General features: G+C 72.8%; 16 protein-coding genes. 11 read left to right on the top strand and 5 right to left on the bottom strand.

What is annotated here, in order from left to right:
* Positions 1 to 10: 10 nt before the first annotated feature.
* Positions 11 to 1,945: a hypothetical protein gene (locus ACIODU_RS00080; protein ID WP_401762079.1), complete on the top strand. Its 1,935-nt coding sequence runs from the start codon at positions 11 to 13 to the stop codon at positions 1,943 to 1,945.
* Positions 1,946 to 2,841: 896 nt separating this feature from the next.
* Here the strand turns inward: ACIODU_RS00080 and ACIODU_RS00075 are convergent.
* Positions 2,842 to 3,753, bottom strand: a complete 912-nt coding sequence (locus tag ACIODU_RS00075) for a hypothetical protein (protein ID WP_356433044.1) — start codon at positions 3,751 to 3,753, stop codon at positions 2,842 to 2,844.
* A gap of 39 nt (positions 3,754 to 3,792) precedes the next feature.
* Between ACIODU_RS00075 and ACIODU_RS00070 the strand changes: the two genes are divergently transcribed.
* The 4 genes from ACIODU_RS00070 to ilvD all read left to right on the top strand — a co-directional run bounded on the left by ACIODU_RS00070 (position 3,793) and on the right by ilvD (position 8,246).
* Entirely contained in the window at positions 3,793 to 4,728 is a 936-nt protein-coding gene (locus ACIODU_RS00070; RefSeq protein WP_356433045.1) for a Ppx/GppA phosphatase family protein, read from the top strand.
* A 19-nt stretch (positions 4,729 to 4,747) separates the two neighbouring features.
* Positions 4,748 to 5,623: a sugar phosphate isomerase/epimerase family protein gene (locus ACIODU_RS00065; protein ID WP_401762076.1), complete on the top strand. Its 876-nt coding sequence runs from the start codon at positions 4,748 to 4,750 to the stop codon at positions 5,621 to 5,623.
* Positions 5,620 to 6,243 (top strand): TetR family transcriptional regulator, encoded by a 624-nt coding sequence (locus ACIODU_RS00060; RefSeq protein ID WP_356433047.1) that lies wholly within the window; start codon positions 5,620 to 5,622, stop codon positions 6,241 to 6,243. Before ACIODU_RS00065 ends, ACIODU_RS00060 begins: the two co-directional genes overlap by 4 nt.
* Before the next feature lie 152 nt (positions 6,244 to 6,395).
* Positions 6,396 to 8,246, top strand: coding sequence for a dihydroxy-acid dehydratase (gene ilvD, locus ACIODU_RS00055; protein ID WP_401762073.1), 1,851 nt, complete (start codon positions 6,396 to 6,398; stop codon positions 8,244 to 8,246).
* A 103-nt stretch (positions 8,247 to 8,349) separates the two neighbouring features.
* Here ilvD and ACIODU_RS00050 read toward each other — a convergent pair whose 3' ends face one another.
* Positions 8,350 to 10,530, bottom strand: a complete 2,181-nt coding sequence (locus tag ACIODU_RS00050) for a PQQ-binding-like beta-propeller repeat protein (RefSeq protein ID WP_401762070.1) — start codon at positions 10,528 to 10,530, stop codon at positions 8,350 to 8,352.
* Between the two features lie 123 nt (positions 10,531 to 10,653).
* Here ACIODU_RS00050 and ACIODU_RS00045 point away from each other — a divergent pair, with 123 nt between their 5' ends.
* The 3 genes from ACIODU_RS00045 to ACIODU_RS00035 all read left to right on the top strand — a co-directional run bounded on the left by ACIODU_RS00045 (position 10,654) and on the right by ACIODU_RS00035 (position 12,618).
* Complete coding sequence (locus ACIODU_RS00045; RefSeq protein ID WP_401762068.1) at positions 10,654 to 11,040, top strand: SH3 domain-containing protein; 387 nt, start codon at positions 10,654 to 10,656, stop codon at positions 11,038 to 11,040.
* Positions 11,041 to 11,124: 84 nt separating this feature from the next.
* Entirely contained in the window at positions 11,125 to 11,745 is a 621-nt protein-coding gene (locus ACIODU_RS00040; RefSeq protein ID WP_401762066.1) for a hypothetical protein, read from the top strand.
* Positions 11,746 to 11,844: 99 nt separating this feature from the next.
* Positions 11,845 to 12,618, top strand: a complete 774-nt coding sequence (locus ACIODU_RS00035; RefSeq protein WP_401762063.1) for a class I SAM-dependent methyltransferase — start codon at positions 11,845 to 11,847, stop codon at positions 12,616 to 12,618.
* 96 nt (positions 12,619 to 12,714) lie between these two features.
* Here ACIODU_RS00035 and ACIODU_RS00030 read toward each other — a convergent pair whose 3' ends face one another.
* Both ACIODU_RS00030 and ACIODU_RS00025 read right to left on the bottom strand, forming a co-directional pair.
* Positions 12,715 to 13,125, bottom strand: a complete 411-nt coding sequence (locus ACIODU_RS00030; RefSeq protein ID WP_356433052.1) for a hypothetical protein — start codon at positions 13,123 to 13,125, stop codon at positions 12,715 to 12,717.
* A 296-nt stretch (positions 13,126 to 13,421) separates the two neighbouring features.
* Positions 13,422 to 14,147, bottom strand: coding sequence for a dienelactone hydrolase family protein (locus tag ACIODU_RS00025; RefSeq protein WP_401762061.1), 726 nt, complete (start codon positions 14,145 to 14,147; stop codon positions 13,422 to 13,424).
* Between the two features lie 273 nt (positions 14,148 to 14,420).
* Between ACIODU_RS00025 and ACIODU_RS00020 the strand changes: the two genes are divergently transcribed.
* The 3 genes from ACIODU_RS00020 (at position 14,421) to proC (ending at position 16,989) form a co-directional block, all read left to right on the top strand.
* Positions 14,421 to 15,188 carry an ABC transporter ATP-binding protein gene (locus ACIODU_RS00020; RefSeq protein WP_401762058.1) on the top strand — a complete coding sequence of 256 codons (768 nt, stop codon included), beginning with the start codon at positions 14,421 to 14,423 and terminating at the stop codon, positions 15,186 to 15,188.
* Positions 15,185 to 16,012, top strand: a complete 828-nt coding sequence (locus ACIODU_RS00015) for an ABC transporter permease (protein WP_401762055.1) — start codon at positions 15,185 to 15,187, stop codon at positions 16,010 to 16,012. The genes ACIODU_RS00020 and ACIODU_RS00015 overlap by 4 nt, the downstream gene beginning before the upstream one ends.
* Before the next feature lie 167 nt (positions 16,013 to 16,179).
* Positions 16,180 to 16,989 carry a pyrroline-5-carboxylate reductase gene (gene proC / locus ACIODU_RS00010; protein WP_356433060.1) on the top strand — a complete coding sequence of 270 codons (810 nt, stop codon included), beginning with the start codon at positions 16,180 to 16,182 and terminating at the stop codon, positions 16,987 to 16,989.
* 85 nt (positions 16,990 to 17,074) lie between these two features.
* Here proC and trpS read toward each other — a convergent pair whose 3' ends face one another.
* The gene (trpS, locus tag ACIODU_RS00005; RefSeq protein ID WP_401762051.1) at positions 17,075 to 18,073 is read right to left on the bottom strand and encodes a tryptophan--tRNA ligase; all 999 of its coding nucleotides are present in this window, start codon (positions 18,071 to 18,073) and stop codon (positions 17,075 to 17,077) included.
* Positions 18,074 to 18,678: the final 605 nt, after the last annotated feature.

Below are 18,678 nucleotides of genomic sequence, written 5' to 3'. Positions count from 1 at the left end.
ACGTCACCGGGTGACCAGCAGCAGTCCGGAAACCTCCCCGCACACCACCGGCGCACACCGCGCGCCCCGTCGCGCCCCCCGCCCCCTGGAGCGGCGGCCCCCCGTACGGTACGAGCCCTATCTGGACGGCCTGTTCACCTACTGCCTCTCCGTCCTCTGGGACCACGACGCGGCGACGGAGGCGCTGGGCGACGTCCTGGCCCTCTCGGAGCGCCAGTTCGGCCGCTCGCCGTCCGACGCGGGGGAGCGCAAGGCGTGGCTGTACGCGCTGGCCCGCTGGGCGTGTCTGCGCAAACTCACCGACCAGCGCGGGGGGGCGCACGCGCCCCTGGGGGGCGGGTCGGCCCGGCCGGTCGCCGCCGGGTCGCCCGGCCACCGGCACCGGAGCGACGGCGGGTCCCACCGGGGCGGCCCGCGTGTGGCGGCCGGGGCGGACGCGCGGGGTGCGACGGGGCGCGGTGGCGCCGACCTTGCTGACGGCCCCGGCGGCGGCCCGGCCCCTTCCACCTCCGCCACCACTACCTCCTCCGCCAACCGTCCCGCCCTCGCCCCCGACCCCGTTTCCGTCGCCGCGACCGAGGAGCGTCGTCGGTACGAACTCGCCCAGCTGGCCTGGCCCGAGGCCGCCGGGACGACGCCCGAGCAGCGCGAGATCCTGGAGCTGGCCGTACGGCACCAACTCGGCCCGCACGAGGTCGCCGCCGTCCTGTCGATGGAGCCGACGGCGGCGCGTGAACTGCTTGCCTCCGCCGCCTGCGAGGTGGAGCGCACCCGCGCCGCCCTCGCGGTCGTCGAGACCGGCAGCTGCCCCTCCGTGGCCCGGCTCACCGGCGACCCCCAGGCCCTGCTCTCCGCCACGCTCCGGCGCGAACTGGTCCGGCACGTGGACGACTGCCCGTGCTGCCGCCGGGTCGCCGAACGCGCGGAGGCGTCGGCGCCGTGGCCCGGTTCCCGTACGACGCCCTCGGCCCGTACCCGTACCTCACCGGCCGTCCTCCCCCTGATCGAGGCGCCGAGGGCCGCCGCGTACACGGCGATGATCCGCGCGCCGCGCGGCCGCGCGACGTCTCCGCGCTTCGGGCGCAACGGCTTCCCGATGGACCCCAAGGACCGCGCGGCCCGCCGCGACCGGCTGCGCGCCCGCGCCGTGACCACGACCGTCGTGGCGACGGTCGTCGCCGCGCCCGTGCTCGCGCTCTGGGCGGCGTACCGGGGCGGGCCGCAGACGGGCGAGGTGCAGGCCGGGCCCTCGATCAGCGCGCGGGACAGGCCCGGTGGCCGGGCGGGCGACGAGGCGCGGGGGTACGAGCGTTACGAGAACGCGGGCAGCGCGGAGGTCCGGGCCGGGAACGGCTTCCTGGCGGGTGGGCCGGGGGGCCCGGGGGGTGACGGTACGCCTGACGTGTCCGTCGAGGTGGTCAGCGCCGGCCCGCCCCCGCGTCCGGCCCGGCCCGGGCAGCCGGCTCCCGGCCGTCTCTCGGTCGAGGCGCGGTCGTCGGGCGGCACGACCACGCTCACGCTCCGGGCGTACGGGGGCGCGGCGGTGACGTGGTCGGCGGGTACGAGTGCGCGGTGGGTGCGGTTGAGCGCGAGCTCGGGGCGGCTTTTGCCTGGGGGTGTGGTGACGGTGCGGGTGTGGGTGGACCGGCGGTACGAGCCGCGGGGGGCTTGGACGGCTCGGATTCTGCTGCATCCGTCGGGGGCGGTGGTGAGGCTGGACGGTTACGGCGGTACGGCGCCGCCGTCCCCGTCCTCGCCCCCACCCTCGGCCGGGCCGAGCCACCCGACGGACCCCGGCCCTGGTCCGGGCCCCTCGGCCCCCTCCCCGACCGGCCCGCCCGATCCGACCCCTTCGGCCCCCACGGATCCCGAGCCCCCCACGCCAACGCCACCATCCCCGTCCCCGTCCGCGACGGACGCGCCGCCCACACCCCCGCCAACCTGACGGCGTTGCGCCCACGGATGGGCGCGGCTTCCTTCTTGTCCTCGCGCCGGACGGGCGTCTGCGCCCATGTGGTGGGCGCGGCTTACTGATGTCCTCAATCGCCGGACGGGCTTGATGGTGCCGCTGCGGCCCGGTGGCCTGGGTGCGGGCCGGTTGCCGGGGGCCGGTCAGGGGTCGTGTCCTGCACTGCATGTTTTACGTCGCGTGCGACCGGTCGTATTGGTTGACGTTCGCCATGCGACACAAAACACGCTTTACGTTCCGGACACGACCCCTGCCCGTCCCCCTTCCAGGCCCGCGTCACTACCCGGCCCGCTCCGGGGCGGGGCGGGAGGCAGCCGCAGCCGGCACCGGGGCATTTCAAGCCCGTCCGGCGCTTGAGGACATCGGTAACCCGCACCCATCACCGGCGCGGAGACCACAATCCGCCCCGCCCCGACGCACCCCCAGCCCTCCCGGACGCCTCCAAGCCCGTCCGGCGCTTGAGGACGACCCTGACCCGCACCGGCGCACCGCGCGGGGGCACCATCCAGCCCGTCCGGCGTTTGAGGACATCAGTAAGCCGCGCCCGCGCAACGGTCCGCGGGGACCCCGGGGCGGGCGGGGTCGTTCAGTTCACCCCCGGCGTGAGGGGGGTGGGGTCGGAGGAGGTGCGTGTGTCCGGACGTAAAGCGTGTTTTGTGGCGCATGGCTACCGTTAACGAAACGAGTTCGTGCACGCGCCGTAAAACATGCAGTCCGGACATACGTGCCTCCGGAGGCCCCGCCCCCCGTCACCACGACACACCCAGCCCGTCCGGCGATTGAGGACATCAGTAAGCCGCGCCCACCACCCGGGCGCACACGCCCGTCCGGCGCGAGGACAAAGGAAGCGCGACGGACACCGTCGCAGACGCCTACGCCCCCGGGTCCGCCGGATGCGGCGCCAGCAACGGCAACGCACTCGCCAGACGAACCTCGCACAGCGCGACCAGCGCCTCGTACCCCGCCACCCCCATCAGCTCCGTCAGCTCAGGCGCATACGTCCGGAACACCGGCTCCCCCGCCCCATGCGCAGACGTCGCCGACGTACACCACCAGTGCAGATCGTGCCCCCCCGACCCCCACCCCCGCCGGTCGTACTCCCCGATCGACACCTGGAGCACCTTCGTGTCGTCGGGCCGCTCGATCCAGTCGTACGTCCGCCGCACCGGCAGCTGCCAGCACACGTCCGGCTTCGTCTCCAGGGGCTCCCGGCCCTCGGACAGCGCCAGGATGTGCAGCGAGCAGCCCGCGCCGCCCGCGAAACCGGGGCGGTTCTGGAAGATGCACGAGCCGTTCCAGCGGCGCGTCTGGCGTTCGCCGTCCTCGTCGGTCTGGGTCCAGCCGCCGCCCGCCGTGCCCTCCTCGTGGAACTGCCACTGCTCCGGCGTCAGCCGCGCCACATGCCCCGCGACCCGCTTCTCGTCATCCTTGTCGGAGAAGTGCGCGCCCAGCGTGCAGCACCCGTCGTCCGCGCGGCCCGCCTGGATGCCCTGGCAGCCGCTGCCGAAGATGCACGACCACCGCGAGGTCAGCCACGTCAGGTCGCAGCGGAAGACCTGGTCCTCGTCCGCCGGATCCGGGAACTCCACCCACGCGCGGGCGAAGTCGATGCCCTTCTCGTCGGGGACACCCCGCGCGCCCGCCAGGTCCTTGTGCGCCTCCAGTTGCTGGTACTTCGTATCGGGGTGCGTCCGCGCGCTCTCAGCGGAAACGGCGTCCTGGGGAACGGTGTCCCGGACCTTGACCGCGGCTTTGTCCGGCTTCGCCTTTTTCGTCTTTGGCACGGGTCCAGCGTATGCCGCGTCGGCAGTAGCGTTCGGTCCATGAGACTCGGAGTCCTCGACGTCGGTTCGAACACCGTCCATCTGCTGGCGGTCGACGCCCACCGCGGCGCCCGCCCGCTGCCCGCGCATTCGCACAAGGCCGAGCTGCGGCTCGCCGAACTGCTCGACGCCGACGGCGCGATCGGGCCGGTCGGCCTCGACCGCCTCGTGACGACGATCGCCGGAGCGCTCCAGGCCGCCGAGGACAAGGGCTGCGAGGACGTGCTGGCGTTCGCGACCTCCGCCGTGCGGGAGGCCAGCAACGCCGATCTGGTCCTCGGGCGTGTCAAGGCCGAGACCGGGGTGGATCTTGAAGTCCTCACCGGCCGCCAGGAGGCCCGGCTGACCTTCCTCGCCGCCCGCCGCTGGTTCGGCTGGTCCGCCGGGAAACTGCTGGTCCTGGACATCGGAGGCGGCTCGCTGGAGATCGCGTTCGGCCTGGACGAGGAGCCGGACGCCACGGTCTCGCTGCCGCTGGGCGCGGGCCGCCTCACCGCCGGCTGGCTGCCCGGCGATCCGCCCGACCCCCAGGCGGTACGGGCGCTGCGCCGCCACGTACGCGCCGAGATCGCCCGTACCGTCGGGGAATTCGCGCGGTTCGGCAAGCCCGACCACGTCGTCGCGACCTCCAAGACCTTCCGCCAGCTCGCCAGGATCGCCGGCGCGGCGCGCTCCGCCGAGGGGCTCTACGTACAGCGCGAACTGAGTCGTTCGTCACTGGAGGAGTGGGTTCCGAAGCTCGCCGGGATGACCACGCTCCGGCGCGCCGCCCTGCCCGGCGTCTCCGAGGGCAGATCCGCGCAACTGCTGGCGGGAGCCCTCGTCGCGGAGGGCGCGATGGATCTCCTGGGGGTCGAGGTGCTGGAGATCTGCCCCTGGGCGCTGCGCGAGGGCGTCATCCTGAACCGGCTGGATCATCTCCCGACCACCCGGTGACGGCCCGTACGCTGTCTCCGTGGCAGAACCAGTGGTGCGCATCCCGGATGCGAAGGTCGCCCTGTCGACGGCCTCGGTCTATCCCGAGTCCACGGCGACGGCTTTCGAGATCGCCGCGCGCCTGGGCTACGACGGCGTCGAGGTCATGGTCTGGACCGATCCCGTCAGCCAGGACATCGAGGCGCTGCGCCGCCTCTCCGACCACCACGGGGTCCCGATACTCGCGGTGCACGCCCCCTGCCTGCTCATCACGCAGCGGGTCTGGTCGACCGACCCGTGGGTGAAGCTCCGGCGGGCCAGGGCGGCGGCCGAGAAGCTCGGCGCGACGACGGTGGTGGTCCATCCGCCGTTCCGCTGGCAGCGCCAGTACGCGCGTGACTTCGTCGCGGGCATCTGGCGGATGGCGGACGAGACGGACGTACGGTTCGCGGTCGAGAACATGTACCCGTGGCGCTACCGGGACCGCGAGATGCTCGCGTACGCCCCCGACTGGGACGTCACCAAGGACGACTACCGGCACTTCACCATCGACCTCTCGCACACCGCGACCGCCCGCAACGACGCCCTGGAGATGGCCGGGCGGATGGGCGACCGGCTGGGGCACGTCCACCTCGCGGACGGCAACGGCTCGGCGAAGGACGAGCACCTGGTGCCGGGGCGCGGCTCGCAGCCCTGCGCCGAGCTGCTGGAGAACCTCGCGCGCGGCGCCTTCGACGGGCATGTGGTGATCGAGGTCAACACCCGGCGCGCGATGTCGTCGGCGGAGCGCGAGTCCGATCTGGCGGAAGCGCTGGCCTTCACGCGGCTGCATCTGGCGTCGGCATCGGCATCGGCCGGGCCCGTGGCCCCTCCGGTGACCCCGTCCTCCTCCTCGGCGGGGGCGCGTCCTTCATGACCGATACGGCTCCGCGCCGCCGCGGACGCCCCGCGCGCGACCGGTCCGCGACCGGCCCCGGCACCCGGGAGATGATCCTGGAGGCCGCCCGTACGGAATTCGCCGAGAGCGGTTACGACAAGACGTCCGTCCGGGGCATCGCGAAGGCAGCGGGCGTCGACCCGGCCCTCGTACACCACTACTTCGGTACGAAGGACGAGGTCTTCGGCGCCGCCGTCGAGGTCTCCTTCGAGCCCGCCCTGGTGGTGTCGAAGCTGCTGGCCGGCGGTACGGAAGGGCTCGGCGAGCGGCTGGCCCGGTTCTTCCTGGGCGTGTGGGAGAACCCGGTGAGCCGGGCGCCTCTCCTCGCGATCATCCGGTCCGCCCTCACGCACGACGCGGCGGCGAAGATCCTGCGTACGTTCGTGCTGCAACGGATCCTGGAGCGGATCGCGGAGGAGCTGGACGTACCGAACCCGACGTTCCGCGCGGAGCTGGCCGCGTCGCAGATGGTCGGGATCATGTTCCTGCGCTATGTGATCCAGGCCGAGCCGCTCGCGTCGGTGCCTCCTGAGGAGATCGTGGCGATGGTGGCGCCGACGCTCCAGCGGTACCTGACGGACGCGGACGCGGGGGCCTGAGCGAAGGCGTGACCGGAAAGGCCGCGTGACCGGAAAGTGGGCAGTCGTTCCGTATTGCGGACAACCTGTCCAGATCCTGGAGCCGGGGCGTACGCTCGTAGACAGTCATTTTCGACCCCGGATCCGAGGATTCACCGAAGGAGCGAGCGACGATGCCCGAGCTGAGGTCCCGCACGGTCACCCACGGCCGGAACATGGCGGGCGCACGTGCCCTGATGCGGGCGTCCGGGGTGGCGAGCGCGGACATCGGCAAGCCGATCATCGCCGTGGCCAACTCCTTCACCGAATTCGTCCCCGGGCACACCCACCTCGCCCCGGTCGGCCGGATCGTCTCCGAGGCGATCAAGGCCGCGGGCGCCGTGCCGCGCGAGTTCAACACGATCGCGGTGGACGACGGCATCGCGATGGGCCACGGCGGCATGCTCTACAGCCTGCCCTCCCGCGACCTGATCGCCGACTCCGTCGAGTACATGGTCGAGGCGCACTGCGCCGACGCGCTGATCTGCATCTCCAACTGCGACAAGATCACCCCGGGCATGCTGAACGCCGCCCTGCGCCTCAACATCCCGACCGTCTTCGTCTCCGGCGGCCCGATGGAGGCCGGCCGGGCGACCCTGGTCGACGGTACGGTCCGCAAGCTCGACCTGATCAACGCGATCTCGGACGCCGTCAACGAGTCGGTCTCGGACGAGGACATCCTCCGTATCGAGGAGAACGCCTGCCCGACCTGCGGCTCCTGTTCCGGCATGTTCACCGCCAACTCGATGAACTGCCTGACCGAGGCCATGGGCCTGTCCCTGCCCGGCAACGGCTCGGTGCTCGCCACCCACACCGCCCGCAAGGCGCTGTACGAGAACGCGGGCCGTACGGTCGTCGAGATCACCAAGCGCTACTACGAGCAGGACGACGCGTCGGTCCTGCCCCGCGCCATCGCCACCCGCGCCGCCTTCGACAACGCCATGGCCCTCGACATCGCCATGGGCGGCTCGACGAACACGATCCTGCACCTGCTCGCCGCCGCGCAGGAGGCCGAGCTGGACTACGACCTCGCCGACATCGACGCCGTCTCGCGCCGCGTCCCGTGCCTGGCCAAGGTCGCGCCGAACGTCGCCCCCGGGGGCACGTACTACATGGAGGACGTCCACCGCGCCGGCGGCATCCCCGCCATCCTCGGTGAGCTGTACCGCGGCGGACTGCTCCACGAGGACGTGCACACCGTCCACTCGCCCGGCATCAAGCCGTGGCTGGAGACGTGGGACGTGCGCGGCGGCTCGCCGTCCGAGGAGGCCGTCGAGCTGTGGCACGCGGCGCCCGGCTGCGTCCGCTCCGCCGAGGCCTTCTCGCAGTCCGAGCGCTGGGACACCCTCGACACGGACGCGGCGGGCGGCTGCATCCGCGACGTGGCCCACGCGTACAGCAAGGACGGCGGACTCGCGGTCCTCAAGGGCAACCTCGCCGTCGACGGCTGTGTGGTGAAGACGGCCGGCGTGGACGAGTCGATCTGGACCTTCGAGGGTCCGGCCGTCGTCTGCGAGTCGCAGGACGAGGCCGTGGAGAAGATCCTCCGCAAGGAGATCGCGGAGGGCGATGTGATCGTCATCCGGTACGAGGGTCCGCGCGGCGGCCCCGGGATGCAGGAAATGCTCTACCCCACCTCGTACTTGAAGGGCCGCGGCCTCGGCAAGGCGTGCGCGCTCGTCACCGACGGCCGCTTCTCCGGCGGTACGTCGGGGCTGTCGATCGGGCACGCGTCGCCGGAGGCGGCCTCGGGCGGCACGATCGCGCTGGTCCACGACGGCGACCGGATCCGGATCGACATCCCGAACCGCTCGATCGAACTGCTCGTTTCGGACGAGGAGTTGGAGACGCGGCGGGCGGCTCTCGGCGGGGTGTACGCGCCGACGGGCCGCGAGCGCAAGGTCTCGGCGGCGCTGCGGGCGTACGCGGCGATGGCGACGAGCGCGGACAAGGGCGCGGTGCGGGACGTCTCGCGGCTGGGCTGACCGGTCTTTCGGTACGGCTGTGGGCCCCGCCCCCGAGGTTCCGGGGGGCGGGGCCGACAGCCGTCGTGTCGGCGGGCGCCTCGGCGCCGTCAGGTGCCGCGCGTCACCAGCGCGAGGGGTCGCGGCTGTCGACGGCGAAGACGGAACCGTCGGGCGCGCTGGCGTACACCCGGCCCGGTACGGCGACCGGCGCGGCCAGCGTCGCGGTGAACGTGTGCCGCCCGTCGTCCATACGGGGCTTCGTCTCGCCCTCCAGCACGCCGCGCCGCGCGTCCACCGCGAGCAGCCGCCCGTCCCCGGCGCTCAGGTAGAGCCGCCCGTTCAGGACCACCGGGGCCGACGTCCACGCGACGGAGGTCTCCAGCCGCCAGCGCTCGGCGGCCCCGTTCCCCTTGGTGCGGACGGCCGTCAACGACCCCGAGTAGCCGATGAGGTAGACGGTGTCCCCGGCGACGGTGGCCTGCGCCTGGTCGAGCGGGGAGGAGAGCGGGACGCGCCGTACGTCCCGGGTCGCGGTGTCCAGCCGTACGACTCCGACCGTCATGCTGTCGAGATTGCCGGCGAGCAGGAACAGCGCGCCGTCCGACGCGGACACCGGCGTCAGCGTGCCGGTGATCCGTTTCTCCCAGCGCAGGGCGCCGGTGGCGGGATCGACCGCGCTGACCTGTGTGGACGTACCGTCGGAGGACGCCGTCACGGCGAACAGTCCGCCGTTCGGCCCGGAGCCCCCGCCGTCCGCCGCCACCCAGAGCGAGCCCGGACCGCCGCGCGGCTCCGTCCAGCGTTCCTTGCCCGTCGCGCCGTCGAGGGCGCGGACCATGCCGTCGCCGGCCACCAGCAGGACCGTGTCACCGGCGTGGCGGACGACGGGGTACGAGGAGAGGTCGGCGTCCCAGCGCTTCGCGCCCGAAGCGGGGTCGAGCGCCTCCAGGCGGCCGCCGTTCCCGGTGATCACGTGCAGGAGGCCGCCCGACAGGACGGGGGCCGCGCCGCCCACGCTGTCCGGCGTGGTATCGGTGCTCTTCTTCGACCAGTCGAGGTGGCCGTTCACCGGGTCGAGCCGGGCCGCCTTGATGCCCGGAGCCGCGCAGTAGACGCCCGTACCGTCCGCCGCGCAGGCGGGTATGCGGTTCTCGCCCGTACCGCCGCGCAGTTGGAGGTCCCAGGGGCGGAACTCCCTTGGCGCGGCGCCCGCTTGGCCGGGGCGGGTCTTCGCGGGCGCCGGGCCGTGCCCGTCGTCCGCCGCGTGCATCCCCACCAGACCCGCCCCGGCCGTGACGGCCAGGACGGCGGCGACCGCGGCCCAACGGGCGCGTGGGCGGCGGCGGTTGAGGGACAGCACGGTCCACGCCCGGCCACCGCGGGACCGGCCGGCCTTGGGATGGGTGGTGGGGGTCGGGTCGCCGCCGTCGGTCCTGGGCCGTCGGCTCGGCGGTACGAGCGCGGTCGCCGTCCCCTTCTGGTCCGTACGCAGCGCGGCCATCAGCTCGTCGGGCGTCGGCCGGTCGGCCGGCTCCTTCGCCAGGCAGCGGGCGACCAGCGGCTGGACGCGCTCGGGCACGCCCGACAGGTCCGGCTCGTCGTGCACGACCTGGTAGGCCACGATGTACGGACTGTCCGAGTCGAAGGGCCCCTTGCCGGTCGCCGCGTGGACGAGCACCGCGCCCATCGCGAACACGTCGGCCGCCGGGCCGACTTCACGCGGTCGCTGGAACTGCTCCGGCGCCATGAACGGCGGCGTGCCGATCAACCGGCCCGTCTCCGTGTGCAGATCACTGTCCGTGGGACGCGAGATGCCGAAGTCGATGACCTTGGGACCGTCCGCCGCGAGCAGCACGTTGCTGGGCTTGAGGTCGCGGTGCACCACCCCGGCCCGGTGGATGTCCCGCAACCCCTCCGCCAGGCCCGCGCCGAGCTGGATCAGCTCGTCCGTACTCAGCGGCCCGCTCCGCTTCACCCGCTCGGACAGGGTGGGGCCGTCGATGAACAGCGTGGCCATCCACGGCCGTTCGGCTTCCGGGTCGGCGTCCACGACGGGCGCGGTGAACGCGCCGCTGACCCGGCGGGCGGCCGTGATCTCCTGCCGGAAACGGGCTCTGAACTCGGGATCCGAGGCGTGATGGGAGTGAATGATCTTGACGGCCAGGCGCAACCCCGAAGCGGATGTGGCCAGATGGACCGCACCCATTCCACCCGAACCCAGGTCGGATTCGAGCAGGTAGCGACCGGCGTATTCCGGACGCTCCGCTTCCGGGGCCTGCCCGGTGTTGCGCAGTGGTGGCATCGCCCACCCCCGTGTGTTGTGCGCAAGCGCGACGCACGGAGCCTAGTCGATGATGCGTGCGATCCAGCCACGGGTTGCTAGCCTGCGCGGCGCAGGGTGCGCACCTTCAATGGGGGAGGACGAATGTCGATCGAAGAGGCGGAGAACACTCCGGTGGCCGGGGAAGAGACGGGCGGGGGGACCGCCGAGCCGGCCGTGGCGCTGGTGGAACCGGCCGAGGCCACGATTCCCGAACCGGCCGTGGAGACGATGGCGGCGACGGCCACGCGGTACCCGGTCGCGCCGGGCTACCGGGTGAACGTCCGCAGCGGGCCGGGGACGAACTACCAGATCGTGCGGGTGCTGGCGTACGGCGCGAGTGTGCCGATCAACTGCCAGAAGCCGGGGGAGTGGATCTCGGGGCCGTACGGGACCACCAACCTCTGGGACTGCATCGCGAACGGCCAGTTCGTCTCGGACTCGTACGTCCACACGGGGTCCGACGGGTACGTGGCGCCGCACTGCTCCTGACGCCGCCGCGCCGTGCGCACGGTGACACGACCGTCACCGTGCGTACGGCGGGATCCGGCCAGGGGACCAGGGATACTCGATCCCGTGAGCGAGCACACCGAACGACCCGAGCGCCCCACCGAGGCGAAGACCGCTGCGGGGGCCACGGCTCCGGCGGCCACAGCTGCTACAGCCGCCTCGGCCACCGGTCCCGCCGGCGGTCCCGCCACCGGTCCCGCCGGCGGTCCCGAGCCCGAGGCGCTGCCCTTCTTCGGCACGACCTGGGTCGGCCACGACGGCGGCTACGGCCTGCGCCGCGCCGGCGCGGCCACCGGCTCGCTGACCGCCGTCGTGGTCGCGTGCTTCGTGCTGAACTTCGCGTACGAGGGGCTGGCGATCGCGGGCGTCGGCGGCTTCGTGGACGTGCTGCTGGTGGTGATGTTCGCGGTGTGCGGTGTGCTCGCGTTCCGCCAGACGTGGGCGGGCTTCTCCCGCCGCCCGGCCGACCCGGACCGGGACGCGTCCCTGCGCAGTCTCAAGATGATCGGCTTTGTCGGCTCGCTGCTCGCGTACTTCGTGCGCTCGCTCACCGAGGCGCCGGGGGAGGGCCTGCGGCGCCGCGAGTACGAGACGGCGGTCACGGAGTACGAACGCCGGAGGTCGGCCCGTACCGGCAACCCGGCGGCCCGGAGCACCGCGAAGGGGCGCCGGCCCAAACGCCGCTAGGACGCGGCTGGAAGGCTGCTCGGGAACGCGAGCCCGGCGAAGGCTGCTCGGGAAACGCGGCCCGTAAAACGTGGCCCGGGAAACGCGGCTCAAGCCAGGATGTGCCGTATGAACGAGCGCGCTCTTTCCTTCGACGCCGTCGCCGAGCAGTACGACACCGCCCGCCCCGGCTATCCGCCCGCCCTCTTCGACGCCATCGAGGCCGCGACCGGCCGCCCGCTGCGGGGTGCGCGGGTCGTGGACGTCGGCGCGGGCACCGGAATCGCCACCCGGCTGCTGCGGGAGCGCGGCGCGCGCGTCGTGGCCGTCGAACCCGGCCCCGGGATGGCGGCCCGGCTGCGGCTCTCCGTCCCGGACGTCCCGCTCGTACGCGGCTTCGGCGACGCGCTGCCCCTCGCCGACGCCTCCGCCGACCTCATCACGTACGCCCAGGCCTGGCACTGGACCGACCCGGCCCGCTCCCTGCCCGAGGCGATGCGGGTGCTGCGGCCCGGTGGCGCGCTGGCCCTGTGGTGGAACGTCTCGGACCGCGCCGTGCCCTGGATCGCCGAGCAGGACGCCCGGCTGCGGGAGGAGACGGGCGGCCAGGCCCACGGGGCCCACGGCACGGGAGAGCGCGACCGGCACCTGCCGACGGGGCCCGAGACCGTGCGGCGGCGGGTGCCGTGGTCCCGCCGCGTCCCTCTCCGCACCCACCTGGACAACCTGGGCAGCCACTCCGTCTTCCGCGTGCTGGGGGACGAGGCCACGACCGCCTTCCTCGACCGGGAGCGCGACGAACTGCTGAGGCTTTTCCCCGACGGGACGGTGGAGGAGTCGTACGTGGTCGAGTTGACCCTCACGTTCCGGCCTCCCGCGTCGTCTTCCCAGTAGCCGCGAAAACCGGGAAGGAGGACGACGCGGTGCGGGATTCGTCCCGGGCTCTGTCCGGTGGCTGCGCGGGGTCACGGCGCAGCACCGCTCCTCCTCCTAGACCTTGCAGGTGGTGACCGCGGCCAGCGCGGCGGTGACCGCGCCGGCGTTGGCGGCGACCGCCGCCTCGGCGGAGGTGACCGCCGCGGCCGCCGTGGCGGTGGCGGTCGTGGCGGCGGCGGTGACGGCGGCCGCGTCCGGCGGGACGGCGGCCAGGGCCGCGGTGAGGGTCTTGAGCGCTGCTGCGGCGCCGGCCGCGTCCGCCGCCGCCGCGACCGCGGCGGTACGGGCCTTGGTCACGGCGGCCTCCGTGGTGGTCGTGGCGGCGGCGCAGGCGGCGGGGTCGGGGACGGCCACGCGCTGCGCGGCAGCCGGGGCGGCGCCGGCGGGCGCCACGGTGAACGCGGTGCCGCCGACCGCGAGAACGACGGTGGTCAGGGACGCGAGAGCGATGCGGTGGATCGTCATACGGACTCCAAAGGCCCGGCCGGCCCGGGACCGGGCCGGCTCACATGGGGAAGAAGATCACCGAAAGTCCCCTATGTCCTCCTGGAGATCGCGTCCGTGCCGACGAAAAGACCTGGGGCGAAGGCGTTTTGACCAGGCGGGGGAGCCGGTTCGCCCGCCGGCCGGCCCCGCCCGCCCTCTTCGCGGCGACCGCAACTCAGGGCCGTATGGCGGTGCCTGCGCGCCCGTAACGTCCGGCGGGCGTCCGGCGACGGGCCCCCGGACCGGATGTCTCCTCTCCGGGGGCCCGCCCACCGCTACTTCAGGTGCCGGTCCAGGAACCGGCAGCCGTCCTCCAGCTCGAACGCCGGGGTGCCGGTGTGCCCGCCCAGATTGGCGTGCAGCGTCTTCTCCTCGCTGCCGAAGGCGTCGAACAGATCCAGGGCCCGCTGCCGGGGATTCCCCTCGTCGTCCCACTGCACCAGGAACAGCAGCGGAATGGTGATCCGCCGGGCCTCCTCGCGCAGGGCGCGGGGCACGTACCCCCCGGCGAAGAAGCCCGCGGCCGCGATGCGCGGCTCGGTCACCGCCATGCGGATGCCGAGGGCGGTCCATCCCCCGGAGTACCCGACCGGGCCGTCGATCCCCGGCAGCGCGAGGAGCGCGTCCAGGGTGGTCCGCCAGTCCGGGACCGCGCGGTCGACCAGCGGGCCGATGAAGGACTCGAAGATCTCGTCGACCGGTTCGCCGGCCCGCATCGCCCGGCGGAGTTCGGTGCGGGTCTGTTCGTCGGCGGCGGAACGGGGACGGTCCCCGCACCCGGCGGCGTCGATGGTGGCGACCGTGTAGCCGAGGGCCGCGGTGTACCGGGCCCGGGCCACCAGACGGGGTTCCGCCTTGGGCAGGCCGTTGTTGTGGGCCATCAGGACCAGCGGGGCAGGTGCGGCGGACGCGGGCGTCCACAGGGTGCCGGGGATCTCGCCGAGGATGAACTCGCGTTCCAGAACGCCGCTGTCGAGGCGCTGTTCGGAAGTGAATCGCATGGTCGTGCCTTTCGGGAGTGCGCGTGTACGGCGCTCCCGGACGACCTATCGCCCGACCATGACCCCGGAGAGGAGCACCCATGTCGATACAGCGTTCACGGGTACCACCTCCTCGTTCTCTCGCACGGCCACCGGAAACCTAGCAGCGGTCGCCGCGCCCCGCCAACGAATTACCCGGGCTCCCCCACCCGGCCCCGGGAAGGCGGCCACCCGAAGGCCCCGCCGCCGCCAACCCCCTTGACGGCGGCAGCCGGTGCTCGCATTATTCATCACATGATGAATTCTTTGGGAGTCGCCGTCCTGGCCCGCGGCCTCACCGTCCGGCGCGGCGACAGGACCGTCCTGCGCGGTCTCGACTTCGCCGTGCCGCCCGGCCGGATCACCGGCCTCCTCGGCCCCTCCGGCTGCGGCAAGTCCACCCTGATGCGCTCCGTCGTCGGCACCCAGGCCCAGGTCACCGGCACACTCGACGTCCTCGGCCACCCGGCAGGACACGCCACCCTGCGCTCACGCGTCGGCTACGTGACCCAGGCGCCGTCCGTCTACACGGACCTCACGGTCCGCCAGAACCTCGACTACTTCGCCGCCGTCCTCGACCCGGGACGCGCCCGCCGCGACGCCCGCGAGGAATCCGTGGCCCGCGCCCTCGCCGACGTCGACCTCGGCTCCCACGCCGACGCGCTCGCCGGCCGCCTCTCCGGCGGCCAGCTCAACCGCGTCTCCCTCGCCGTCGCCCTGCTCGGCTCACCCGAACTGCTCGTCCTCGACGAACCGACCGTCGGCCTCGACCCCGTCCTGCGCCGCGACCTCTGGGAGCTCTTCCACCGGATCGCCGCCCGTCGCGCCGCCACGATCCTCGTCTCCTCCCACGTCATGGACGAAGCCGAACGCTGCCACCGCCTGCTCCTCATGCGCGACGGCGAGATCCTCGCCGACGACACCCCCGACGCCCTGCGCCGCCGTACGGACTCCGAGAACGTCGAACAAGCCTTCCTCCACCTGGTCGACGAGGCCAACGCACTCCAGGAGAGCGCCCGATGAGCACCACGACCCCCCTCACCGGCGCCACCGGAGACAGCGCGGGCACCCCGAGCGCCCCCGCCCCGGGCTCCCGCCCCGGCGGCCTCCTCTCCACCGCCAGGACCCTCGCCACCGCCGCCCGCGTCCTGCGCCAACTCCGCCACGACCCGCGCTCGATCGCGCTGATGATCCTCGTCCCGTGCGTGATGCTCTTCCTGCTCCGGTACGTCTTCGACGGCAGCCCGCGCACCTTCGACTCCATCGGCGCCTCGCTGCTCGGCATCTTCCCGCTCATCACCATGTTCCTGGTGACCTCGATCGCCACCCTGCGCGAACGCACCTCAGGCACCCTCGAACGCCTCCTCGCCATGCCCCTGGGCAAGGGCGACCTGATCGCGGGGTACGCCCTCGCCTTCGGCCTGCTCGCCCTCATCCAGTCCACCCTCGCCACCGGCCTCGCCGTCTGGGCCCTCGGCCTCGACGTCACCGGCTCCCCCTGGCTCCTGCTGCTGGTCGCGCTCCTCGACGCCCTGCTCGGCACCGCGCTCGGCCTCTTCGTCTCCGCCTTCGCCGCGTCCGAGTTCCAGGCCGTCCAGTTCATGCCGGCGGTGATCTTCCCCCAGCTGCTGCTGTGCGGACTGTTCACCCCGCGCCCCGCCATGCAGCCCGTCCTGGAGGCGATCTCCGACGTCCTGCCCATGTCGTACGCCGTCGACGGCATGAACCAGGTCCTCCGCCACACCGACATGACCGGCGACTTCGTCCGCGACACCCTGGTCGTCGCGGGCTGCGCCGTCCTGGTCCTCGCCCTCGGCGCGGCGACCCTCCGCCGCCGTACGGCCTGACGGCCGCACCCTGACCGCCGTGCGGCCCGACCCTCGTACGTGCCTGGCCCCAGGCCCACCCGCGACCCGGCGCCCGCCCCTCGGACACCGCCCGCTCCCCGCCGCCCCCGGTGCGAGGATGGTCACGTACGACCGCCCCACCCACCCACCGGCGAGGTGACCCCGTAATGAGCAAGACAGTCGCAGTCCTCGGCACCGGAAAAATCGGCGAGGCTCTGCTCAGCGGCATGATCCGGGCCGGCTGGCGCCCCGCGCACCTCCTGGTCACCACCCGCCGCCCCGAACGGGCCACGGAACTCCATGACCGCTACGGCGTCGAACCCGTCACCAACGCCGACGCCGCCAAGCGCGCCGACACCCTCATCCTCGCCGTCAAACCCCAGGACATGGGCAAGCTCCTGGACGAGCTGGGCCCCCACCTCACCCCCGATCGCCTCGTCATCAGCGCGGCCGCGGGCATCACCACCGCGTTCATCGAGGAACGCCTCGCCACCGGCACCCCCGTCGTCCGCGTCATGCCCAACACGCCCGTCCTCGTGGACGAGGGCATGTCCGTCATCTCCGCCGGCGGCCACGCCCTCGCCGAGCACCTCACCCACACCGAGGAGATCTTCGGCGGAGTCGGCAAGACGCTCCGCGTCCCCGAGTCCCAGCAGGACGCGGCCACCGCCCTCTCCGGCTCGGGCCCCGCCTACTTCTACTTCCTCGTCGAGGCGATGACCGACGCCGGGATCCTCCTCGGCCTGCCCCGCGCCCAGGCCCACGACCTCATCGTCCAGGCCGCCATCGGCGCCGCCGTGATGCTCCGCGACAGCGGCGAACACCCGGTGAAGCTCCGCGAAGCCGTGACCTCCCCGGCCGGCACCACCATCAGCGCCATCCGCGAGCTGGAGAACCACGGCGTACGCGCGGCCCTCATCGCTGCCCTCGAAGCGGCCCGCGACCGCAGCCGCGAACTCGCCTCCGGCAACGGCTGACGGCTGACGGCGGGCGGCGGGCGCTGGGCTGCGGGTCCCCCCACCCCACACGGCCAGGCCCGCCCCCTCCCCTCCGTCCGCCCCCTCAACCCGCGGGCAGCAGACCGGCCGCCCGATAGGCCGCGTCGACCACCGGCCGCGCCATCCCTCTCGCCCGCTCCGCCCCCTCCTTCAACACCGCGTCCACCTGACCGGGATCCGCCGCCAGCACCGCGTGCCGCTCGCGCAACGGCCGGAGCACCTCGACCACGGCGTCCGCGGTGTCCTTCTTCAGCGCGCCGTACGACGCGTATCCACCGGCCAGGTCGACCGGGTTCCCGTCCGTGCACGCGGCGAGGATCTCCAGCAGATTCGCCACACCCGGACTTGCCTCCCGGTCGTACCCGACCTCGGAGCCGCTGTCGGTCATGGCCCGCATGACCTTCTTCCGCACCACGTCGGGCTCGTCGAGCAGATAGACGATCCCGGCGCCGGAGTCGTGGGACTTGCCCATCTTCGACGTCGGGTCCTGGAGGTTCATGACCCGCGCGGCCACCGGCGGACGCGTGGCCTTCGGAATCGCGAACGTGTGTCCGTACCGCTGGTTGAACCGCACGGCCAGATCCCGCGTCAGCTCCACATGCTGCGTCTGGTCCTCACCCACCGGCACCTCGTCGGTCCGGTAGGCCAGGATGTCCGCCGCCATCAGCACCGGATACGACAGCAGGGAGAACCGCACGCTCTCCCCGGACGTCCGCGCCTCGGCGCTCTTCTCCTTGTACTGGATCATGCGCCGCAGCTCGCCGTCCGTCGCCGTGCACTCCAGCAGGTACGACAGCCGGGTGTGCTCGTCCACATGGCTCTGTACGAATACGGTGCACAGGGCGGGGTCCAGTCCGGCCGCCAGCAACAGCGTGGCGGCCTGCCGGGTGAGTCTGCGCACGCGAGCCGGATCGTGCTCGACGGTGAGCGCGTGGAGATCCACCACGCTGAACACCGCGTCCGCCCGGTGCTGGTCGACCTCGACCCACCGCCGCACGGCTCCGAGGTAGTTGCCCAGCGTCAGATGTCCCGTGGGCTTGATCCCGCTGAAGATCCGCGTCATCTCGTATCACCCTCCTGATCGGAGCCGCCGCCCGTGCGGCCGCCTCCCGGGGGGAGAAACGCGAACGGCCGCCGAAAGCGGCGGCCGTTGAGCACATGCGTGGGGCGGCCGCCGTCAGGCGGTCCACCACTGAAGGATGCACGCATGCGTTGTCACGGCCCCAAGACTAGCCGCCGGCCCTCGATTTGACACGCGGTACACACCTCCGTAATGTGCTGCGAGCTGTCCGACGTGAGCACCGGCTAGGTCCGGTCCCCGGGCAGTCATTCCGCAGGACAACACGACAAGCAAGCGACAACAGGTCGCCTTGTTTTGCGTGCGCCTTTGCGAAATGAGGAATCCGCGTTCGAAGGGACGCGGCCCCGATTAGCGTCGGGACCAGTGATTCCGCTAAAGTCTCACTCGTCGGAACGGCCGAAGGGCCGGGAAGGCAAGCCCCCTCTGACTGGGAATCAGGCCCGAAAGGTTCTGGTAGAGTCGGAATCGCTGGAAAGGGAAACGCGAAAGCGAAAACCTGGAAGGCGAGCCCCGCCGGCCGGGGAAATCGGATACGAAAGCATCTGATAGAGTCGGGAACACGAAATACCGAAGGGAAGCGCCCGGAG

Source organism: Streptomyces sp. NPDC088261 (assembly GCF_044740805.1).
Taxonomy (GTDB): domain Bacteria; phylum Actinomycetota; class Actinomycetes; order Streptomycetales; family Streptomycetaceae; genus Streptomyces.
The sequence above is the reverse complement of the archived record's forward strand: the minus strand, read 5'-3'. Positions and strand labels throughout refer to the sequence as shown.

What these genes read in the sequence shown, in the direction of transcription:
- proC (WP_356433060.1), top strand. Translation starts at nt 16,180, where the DNA reads ATGAGCAAGACAGTCGCAGTCCTCGGCACCGGAAAAATCGGCGAGGCT.
- ACIODU_RS00025 (WP_401762061.1), bottom strand. Translation starts at nt 14,147, where the DNA reads ATGCGATTCACTTCCGAACAGCGCCTCGACAGCGGCGTTCTGGAACGC.
- ACIODU_RS00015 (WP_401762055.1), top strand. Translation starts at nt 15,185, where the DNA reads ATGAGCACCACGACCCCCCTCACCGGCGCCACCGGAGACAGCGCGGGC.
- ACIODU_RS00020 (WP_401762058.1), top strand. Translation starts at nt 14,421, where the DNA reads ATGATGAATTCTTTGGGAGTCGCCGTCCTGGCCCGCGGCCTCACCGTC.
- ACIODU_RS00050 (WP_401762070.1), bottom strand. Translation starts at nt 10,530, where the DNA reads ATGCCACCACTGCGCAACACCGGGCAGGCCCCGGAAGCGGAGCGTCCG.
- ACIODU_RS00035 (WP_401762063.1), top strand. Translation starts at nt 11,845, where the DNA reads ATGTGCCGTATGAACGAGCGCGCTCTTTCCTTCGACGCCGTCGCCGAG.
- ilvD (WP_401762073.1), top strand. Translation starts at nt 6,396, where the DNA reads ATGCCCGAGCTGAGGTCCCGCACGGTCACCCACGGCCGGAACATGGCG.
- ACIODU_RS00030 (WP_356433052.1), bottom strand. Translation starts at nt 13,125, where the DNA reads ATGACGATCCACCGCATCGCTCTCGCGTCCCTGACCACCGTCGTTCTC.
- ACIODU_RS00060 (WP_356433047.1), top strand. Translation starts at nt 5,620, where the DNA reads ATGACCGATACGGCTCCGCGCCGCCGCGGACGCCCCGCGCGCGACCGG.
- trpS (WP_401762051.1), bottom strand. Translation starts at nt 18,073, where the DNA reads ATGACGCGGATCTTCAGCGGGATCAAGCCCACGGGACATCTGACGCTG.
- ACIODU_RS00070 (WP_356433045.1), top strand. Translation starts at nt 3,793, where the DNA reads ATGAGACTCGGAGTCCTCGACGTCGGTTCGAACACCGTCCATCTGCTG.
- ACIODU_RS00045 (WP_401762068.1), top strand. Translation starts at nt 10,654, where the DNA reads ATGTCGATCGAAGAGGCGGAGAACACTCCGGTGGCCGGGGAAGAGACG.